We start from the raw sequence: 5,299 nt of genomic DNA, 5'->3' as shown, positions 1-5,299 counted from the left end.
CCCCATCCGTTCGGTGCCCGCCTCGGTCACACCCAGATGCAGCGGCACGTGCGGCAACTCGTGCGAGAGCGAACGATACGTCTTGATGGTGGTGGGCACGCTATGCGCCTTCGCGGATAGCACGATGTTCGTAAACCCGCGGTCTTCGAAATGCTCGACGAACCGAAGGGATGAGGCCACGAGCTTCTCCGGCATCGTGAGGCCCTCGCGCTCGGCGATATCCTGCTCGAGCGATCCCGCGTTCACGCCGATGCGGATGGCCGCGCCAGCCGCACCCGCCGCATCGATCACGGCATCGACGCGCTCCCACGAACCGATGTTACCGGGGTTGATGCGCAGCTTCGCCGCCCCCGCCTCCACGGCGGGGGGAGCCGGTAATCGAAATGGATGTCCGCGACGATGGGCACGGGCGATGCTGCACACACGGCATGGAACGCATCGACGGCACCCTGGTTGGGCAGCGTCACGCGCACGATGTCGCAGCCAGCCTCGGCAAGCGCGCGCACCTGGGCGAGCGTGGCCACAGCATCCGCCGTATCCGTGCAGGTCATGGATTGCACCACAACGCGCGCTCCCCCGCCGATCTTCACGCCACCAACATCGACCTGTCGCGTACGCTCGCGCGGAAGTATTTCGGCAACATCCTTCGCCATATGCGGCCTCCCAACCTCAAGTCCGATCCGGGAATTGAACGCGCCTAGATGATGAACCTCAGGATATCGTTTCTGAGCACGTAAACGAAGAGCGCCAGAAAGAGCGCGACGCCCACGTACGACACGATGGTTTGCACCTTGAGCGGCAGCTCGCGGCGCGTCACGGCTTGGATGACCTCGATGATGAGCTTACCACCGTCAAGCGGGGGTATGGGCAGGAGGTTCATGAGACCGAGCGAGAACGAGATGAGCGCGGCGAGGGCAAGGAAGGTCGTGGGTCCCTCGGCCGCCGCCTGGGCGGACATGACCGAGATGCCCACCACGGACGTCGAGCTATCGAGCATCTCGAGCGTGTGCTGCGGGTTGAAGAGGCGCACGATGCCGCGGGCGGTCTCGGAGATGTACCACCATGCCTGGCGCGCGGAATCGACGGGGCTCAGACGGACGATGCCGTAGGAAACGGTGACGCCCAAGATCTCGTCGGGCGCGAGCTCGACCGTGGCGCGCTGGACGGTGCCGTCGTGCTCGAACACGACCTCGAACGGCTCGTCGGCGCCCTTGGCGGCACTGATCGCCGCGATGATGTCCTCCCAGGTCTCCGTTTCCATGCCGCCAATCGAACGCACGGCGTCGCCCGGCTCGATACCGATCTCTTCGGCAATGGAGCCGGCCTCGATGCCGCCGATGACGTTCGTATTCTGCGCGACCTCGATGCCCACGACGGAATAGATGCACATGAGTAGCAGGAAGCCGAACAACAGGTTCACGAAGATGCCGGCGATAAGCATGCTCGCACGGCGCCAGAACCCCTTGCCGAGGTACGTGTGCGAGCGCTCGCGCTCGAGGAATTCTTCATCGGTGCAGGGCGGGTTCCACACCTCCCCTTCAGCAGTAGCATGCGCTCGGTCGAACTGGCGGCCGTGGAGCACCGTGTTGCCGGCAGCGTCGCGCGGGACAGACGCATACGTGCTGGGATATGTGGAGCCGCCTTCGCACTCGCCTTGTTCCGGATCATACACGGGCGCCACGGAGCCCCAGTCCATGAGCTGGATGCAAGCTTCAAGCGCCTCATCCTCGGTGATGGCGAGCTCACGCGCAATGTCCTCGACGCTCGCGCGACCGTTCCTATGCACGAAACCGAGCACCTGCGCCGCATGCTCGCTCTTTGTAGGATCCATGCCGCAAATCATGGCGTAGCCGCCGAGGAGCAGCGGCGTGATGCCGAATCGCGTGCCGTTGCGCTTGGAGACGAAGCTCGCGCGCCAGCGGCACGGGAGGCCGAGGAAGTATTCCGTCACGCGCACGCCGCAAGCACGCGCGGCGAGATAGTGCCCGCCCTCGTGCACGAACACGAGAGCAGAGAGGAGCAGAAGCCCCCAGAACACGGTCGTTATAACAGAGACGATCGCCTGCATAGCACCTCAACAACCTCGATGTTCAAAAATGGTACAACTCCGCCTTGCCGGGATGGGTCACCGAAAGCAAATGAATACCGCCCCGCCGGAGGGAACGTTTTATGCTTGCGCCAGGGACGCGATGATGTCACGGGAGCGTGCACGTGCCCATGCGTCGACCTCGGAAAGCTGCTCGAGTGACTCGACATCCTCGCGCTCATGCGCGTCGAGCGCGCGCTCCACGATGCGCCCGATGTCGTTGAAACCGCAGGCACCGGAGAGATAGGCATCCACGGCCACCTCGTTCGCAGCGTTGAGCACGCAGGGCATGGTGCCGCCTTCCTTGCCCGCGCGCCCAGCGAGCGCAAGGCAGGTGAAGGCCGCGGTATCCGGCGCACCGAAGGAGAGCGAGCCAATGGTGCGGAAATCGACGCGCTCGCACGGCGTGTCCCAGCGCTCGGGGTACGACAAGGCGTACTGGATGGGGATGCGCATGTCGGACGTGCCGAGCTGCGCGATTACCGAGCCGTCGCAAAACTCGACCATGGAATGGATCTTCGCCTCGCGCTGGATGAGCACGATGATGTCGTCGAGCGGAAGGCCGAAGAGATGCATGGCCTCAATACGCTCGAGCCCTTTGTTCATGAGCGTCGCTGAGTCGATGGAAATCTTGCGACCCATGGACCACGCAGGATGGCGAAGTGCCCGGTCTGCCGTCACGTGCTCGAGGTAGCTGCGGCTCTTGCCAAAGAAGGGGCCGCCAGAGCACGTGAGCCAGATGGCATGGAGCGGCGAGCGGCGGTCTCCCACCAGGCACTGGAAGATCGCGCCGTGCTCGGAGTCGACCGGAAGCAGCTGATCGGGCGCGGCGAGCGGCATGATGAGGTCGCCGCCCACGACGAGCGACTCCTTATTCGCGAGTGCAAGCCGCTTGCCCGCTTTGAGGGCGGCAATGCTCGCGGAGAGGCCGGCGGCGCCGACGACGGCATTCAGCACGCAATCCACGTCGTCGCGTTCGCAGAGCGCAGCGAGGGCGGACGAGCCGGAGGTGAGCTCGCAGGACGCGGGCAGCTCCTCGAGAATGGGGTCATTTGCATGCGCGGGATCGGCGACGCATGCAGAGCGTACGCCGAACTCGCGCGCGGCACGTACGAGTCCCTTGGTGTTTCGATGCACGGAAACGGCTACGACCTCGAGCTTGTCGATATGCTGACGGCACACGTCGAGCGTCTGAGCGCCGATGGAACCCGTGCAGCCCAGGATCGCAACGCGAAGCCGCTTGACGTCATTCACAGAACGCCTCCAAGATACAACAGAAGCTGCGCAGTGATGCAGCCGAAGATGAGCGAATCACAGCGGTCGAGCATGCCGCCGTGGCCAGGGATGAGGTTGCCGGAATCTTTAACGCCTACGCCGCGCTTGATGCGCGATTCGATGAGGTCGCCGAAGACGCCGAGCACCGCGACGAGGGCACCGCACAGGATCGCGAAGAGCGCGTCGAAGGTGAAGAGCCCGGTGAGCACGAGGATGAGCCACACGATCACGGAACCTGCGATGCCGCCCGCGAAGCCCTCCCAGGTCTTCTTAGGACTGATACGCGGCGCCATCTTATGCTTGCCAAACGCCTTGCCCACGAGGTAGGCGAAGGAGTCGGAGACCCACAGCGACGCGCAGACGCCGATCGTGAGGATAGGGCCTGCAAGCCCGGGTAGCGCGTCGCGCAGAAGCACGATGGACGACAGCATGAACCCGGTGTAGATGGGACCCATGAGCGTGGCAGAGACGTCGGCGATACGCGCGCGGGGCGTATAGACGTACCAGAGGCCGATGGCGAGCATGAAAAGGAAGATGACAACGGTGAGCAACACGGAGTCGCCGAGCGCCGCGAGCGGGAACAGCACCGCGGCGACATCTCCGATGACCTCGTTGGGCACCTTGCCGTCGCGACGCACCATCTGGAAGAACTCGTGCGCGCAGAAGCCGCTCAGAAGCGCGATGAACAGGGCCGTGGGAATCGTCCCTGCAAGGATGCAGCCAATGAAGAGCCCGACGTAAACGACGCCGGACACGATGCGTACGGATAAGCCCTTGAACGAGCGCCGCTCGGCCGTCTCTTCAGCGCTCACCTGCGTGGATGCAACGTTGGAAGGAGCGCTGTTCGGCTGATTCTCTTCAGATGACATCGTCTCGAAAACCTCTTACTCGTGGATCCCGCCAAAGCGGCGGTCGCGACCCTGATAGGTGAGGATCGCATCGATGAGCCCCCAGCGGTCGAAGTCCGGCCAGTAGGTGCTCGTGATGTAGAACTCGGAATACGCTGCCTGCCAGAGCAGGTAGTTAGAGAGGCGCAGCTCGCCCGACGTGCGGATGATGAGCTCCGGGTCGGGCAGGCCGGCGGTATAGAGCTTGGCGGCGACGGCAGCCTCGTCGATCGCATCCGGTGTGGTGCGACCAGCGGCGACGTCCTCGGCAAGGAGGCGCGCGGCACGGGCGAGCTCGGCGCGGGCGCCGTAGTTCACCGCGAGCGCGAGCACCATGCCTGTGTGGTGCGCCGTTTCGTTGAGGCCGTATTCAAAGACCTCGCGCGTGCGCTTAGGCAGCGCGGAGATGTCGCCCAAAAAGACGACGCGCACGTTCTCGCGCTTAAGCAGCGGAAGCTCGTCCACGAACGTCTGAGCGAAGAGGTGCATAAGGAGGTTCACCTCGGCAGCAGGGCGGCGCCAATTCTCCGTGGAGAACGCGTAGGCGCTCATGACCTCGACACCCAGGCGCACACAGGCGGTGATGATCTCGCGGAGCGAGACGATGCCCGCCTTATGCCCCTCCCCGCGCGAGAGACCCTGCGCAGTGGCCCAGCGGCCGTTGCCGTCCATGATGCAAGAGATATGGCGCGGGATGCGCGAGCGGTCGAGTGCGTCGAACTCGAGGCCCTCAGGCGGGTTCGCGAAGAACGTCTCGAACGTGGAGTCGTCGTATACGTGATTCGCAGCCACGCTAGATCTCCATGACCTCGGCCTCTTTGGCCTTCAGCATCTCGTCGATTTTCTTGATGTAGGCATCGGTGTGCTTCTGCACCTTCGCCTGCTCGCGGCGAACCTCGTCCTCCGAAAGCTCCTCGTCACGCTCGAGCTTGCCGTTCACGTCGCGACGAATATTGCGAATGGAGACGCGTGCCTGCTCGGCGATCTCGCGGCATTCCTTCACGAGCTCGCGGCGGCGCTCCTCGGTGGGCGCGGGGGACGGCAGGGGGGG

General features: G+C 64.2%; 5 protein-coding genes and 1 pseudogene. All 6 read right to left on the bottom strand.

What is annotated here, in order from left to right; genetic code table 11:
• Positions 1–653, bottom strand: a pseudogene (locus QZ079_RS08010) (flavodoxin-dependent (E)-4-hydroxy-3-methylbut-2-enyl-diphosphate synthase); the annotation flags it as partial.
• Between the two features lie 44 nt (positions 654–697).
• Positions 698–2,068, bottom strand: coding sequence for an RIP metalloprotease (locus tag QZ079_RS08005; protein WP_297037321.1), 1,371 nt, complete (start codon positions 2,066–2,068; stop codon positions 698–700).
• A gap of 99 nt (positions 2,069–2,167) precedes the next feature.
• A complete protein-coding gene (dxr, locus tag QZ079_RS08000) occupies positions 2,168–3,340 on the bottom strand; it encodes a 1-deoxy-D-xylulose-5-phosphate reductoisomerase (RefSeq protein ID WP_297037319.1) in 1,173 nt (390 codons plus the stop codon).
• A complete protein-coding gene (locus tag QZ079_RS07995; RefSeq protein WP_297037317.1) occupies positions 3,337–4,230 on the bottom strand; it encodes a phosphatidate cytidylyltransferase in 894 nt (297 codons plus the stop codon). Before QZ079_RS07995 ends, dxr begins: the two co-directional genes overlap by 4 nt.
• Before the next feature lie 15 nt (positions 4,231–4,245).
• Positions 4,246–5,040, bottom strand: coding sequence for an isoprenyl transferase (locus QZ079_RS07990; RefSeq protein WP_291289855.1), 795 nt, complete (start codon positions 5,038–5,040; stop codon positions 4,246–4,248).
• Between the two features lies 1 nt (position 5,041).
• Positions 5,042–5,299 (bottom strand): ribosome-recycling factor (locus QZ079_RS07985; protein WP_297037316.1); only part of this gene is annotated, 258 nt, incomplete at its 5' end.

The sequence above is a fragment of the uncultured Enorma sp. genome (assembly GCA_905210055.1).
In the GTDB taxonomy this organism is placed as follows: domain Bacteria; phylum Actinomycetota; class Coriobacteriia; order Coriobacteriales; family Coriobacteriaceae; genus Enorma.
Note: the sequence above shows the minus strand (reverse complement) of the source record. Positions and strands in the feature narration are given on the sequence as shown.